Source organism: Salipiger sp. HF18 (genome assembly GCF_011806505.1).
In the GTDB taxonomy this organism is placed as follows: domain Bacteria; phylum Pseudomonadota; class Alphaproteobacteria; order Rhodobacterales; family Rhodobacteraceae; genus Salipiger; species Salipiger thiooxidans.
In genome coordinates this window covers 1-2,258 of the sequence record NZ_JAATOS010000587.1, presented here as the reverse complement: position 1 = coordinate 2,258, position 2,258 = coordinate 1, and the positions used below count along the sequence as shown (strand labels likewise).

Here is a 2,258-nt window from a genome sequence, read left to right as displayed (position 1 = left end):
GCCGTCGAAATCGATGATCCAGCCGGTGCCGCACCAGGCGAAATGCAGGTTGTTGCGCAGCTCGATGCGCCCGACCGAGGGGATGATGCCGGTGATCCCCGCGCGATGCGCGTTCATCTCGGCGATGAGGTCCTGGTCGGCGTCGTCGGGCACACCGAGCGACCACGCCTCGTCCACCTCGTCGCGGTTGATCCAGAGCACCGGGCGGCTCCAGCGGATGATCGCCTCGAGCTCGGCGCGGGGCGAGGCGGCGCTTTCCATCGCGCCGAAGGGTTCCGCCCCGAAGGGCTCGGCGCCCATGAGCGGCGCCTCGGGGCTCGGACCACGCCCAGGAAAGCGCTTGCCCGAGCGCGCCTCGAGCTTCCTGGCGAGGGCGCGCAGGCGGTTGAGATAGGCCTCGTCATCGGACATGACCGGACACCTCATGAAAGCAATTGGTCAGAATGACTTGACCCGACGCTAGCAGAGAACGTCCGCACGGTCTCCTTTCGAGTGTTCTGGTTGCGAGAAATTCACGTTTTGTGAGATTTTGCCGTGGTGCCGCCCGCGCGGCGCGTGCCCGTCAGGCAGCGATCTCGCGCAACAGCCAGTTGCGGAAACGCTGGACGTGGGGGCTTTGGCGGGCGGGCTCGGGCAGGATCAGCGCGTAGCTCTCGCCGGTCTCGAAGCGGCGCGGCGCGGCCAGCGCCAGTGCGCCGCGGTCGAGCGCGGGCCGGGCGACGATCTCGGGCACGATGCCGATGCCGAGCCCGGCGATGGCGGCGTCGACGATCATGTCGAAGTGGTCGAGCCGGGCCCCGCGCAGGATGCGCCGCGGGTCGGTGTCGGAGCCGCGGAACCAGTCGAGCCAGAGCGTCGGGCGCGTGGACTGCTGCAGCAGCGGCAGCGCCAGCATCTCGGCGTCGCTGAGCTGCGCGCGGCCGTCGAGCAGGGCAGGGGCCGCCACCGTCACCATGGTTTCCGGCAGGATGGGCTCGGTGGTGACGCCGGGGATGTCATGCCGGCTGCGCATAATCGCAAGCTCGAAGGGTTCGCGGCCGAAATCCACCGGCAAGAGCCGCGCCGAAAGGTCGAGGCTGATCTCGGGCGCGTCGCGGGTGAAGCCGGGAAGCCGCGGGATCAGCCAGATCCGCGCGAGGCTCGGAAGCACCGCCATGCGCAGCACGGCGTCGTGCCCGCCAAAAGCCATCACGCCCATCGCCGCCTCGTCGAGCCCGGCCAATAGATGCTCGGCCCGGCCAAGGAACGCGTGGCCCGCGGGCGACAGCACCAGCCGCTGGCGCACCCGGTTGAAGAGCGCGACGCCGAGCCGGTCCTCGAGCGAGGCGAGCGAGCGCGAGATCGCGCTCTGGGTCAGGCCGAGGCTCGCGGCCGCCATCGTGGTGGTACCGCGCCGGGCACAGGCGGTGAAGGCCTCGAGCTCGGCGACGGAGGGAATGTAGGCCTTGCGCATGGTCTCTCGCGTGCGTTTTCCGGTGGTGTCCGCGCTCACGAGATTATGAGATAAACTCATTCCTTGCGCAAATTAATTCGTTTCCATGTGGCGCCGATCCGGCTTAGGGTTCGCGGCAAATTCGAAAGGACTCATGCCATGGCCGACGCCCCCGCTCTTCGCCCCAAGGACAACCCGGCGCTTGCCTCCTTCTCGTGGGAGGACCCGTTCCTGTTCGACGCGCAGCTCGAGGAAGACGAGCGCATGATCGCCGAGAGCGCCCGCGCCTTCGCGCAGGACAAGCTGCTGCCGCGGGTCGAACACGCCTACATGGAAGAGCAGACCGATCCCGAGATCTTTGCCGAGATGGGCGCGCAGGGCCTGCTGGGGGTCACCGTGCCCGAGCAATACGGCGGCATCGGCGCCGGATACGTGAGCTACGGGCTGGTTGCGCGCGAGGTCGAGCGGGTGGATTCGGGCTATCGCTCGATGATGTCGGTGCAGTCCTCGCTGGTGATGTACCCGATCTACGCCTACGGCTCGGAGGCGCAGCGCGAGAAGTACCTGCCGAAGCTGGCCTCGGGCGAGTGGATCGGTTGCTTCGGCCTGACCGAGCCCGATGCCGGCTCGGACCCCGCGGGCATGAAGACCCGCGCCACCAAGACCGAGGGCGGCTACCGCCTCAAGGGCGCCAAGATGTGGATCTCGAACGCGCCGATCGCCGACGTCTTCGTGGTCTGGGCCAAGTCCGAGGCCCATGGCGGCAAGATCCGCGGCTTCGTGCTCGAGAAGGGCATGAAGGGGCTGTCGGCGCCGAAGATCGGCG

General features: G+C 68.4%; 3 protein-coding genes. 1 reads left to right on the top strand and 2 read right to left on the bottom strand.

What is annotated here, in order from left to right:
• Together HC022_RS24500 and HC022_RS24495 are read right to left on the bottom strand one after the other, a co-directional pair.
• Positions 1-411, bottom strand: a 411-nt coding sequence (locus HC022_RS24500; RefSeq protein ID WP_167454131.1) for a hypothetical protein, incomplete at its 3' end; no start/stop codon positions are given.
• A gap of 151 nt (positions 412-562) precedes the next feature.
• Positions 563-1,453, bottom strand: a complete 891-nt coding sequence (locus HC022_RS24495; RefSeq protein WP_008886016.1) for a LysR substrate-binding domain-containing protein — start codon at positions 1,451-1,453, stop codon at positions 563-565.
• Between the two features lie 138 nt (positions 1,454-1,591).
• Here HC022_RS24495 and HC022_RS24490 point away from each other — a divergent pair.
• On the top strand, positions 1,592-2,258 hold a 667-nt coding region (locus HC022_RS24490; protein WP_175583723.1), incomplete at its 3' end, for an acyl-CoA dehydrogenase family protein.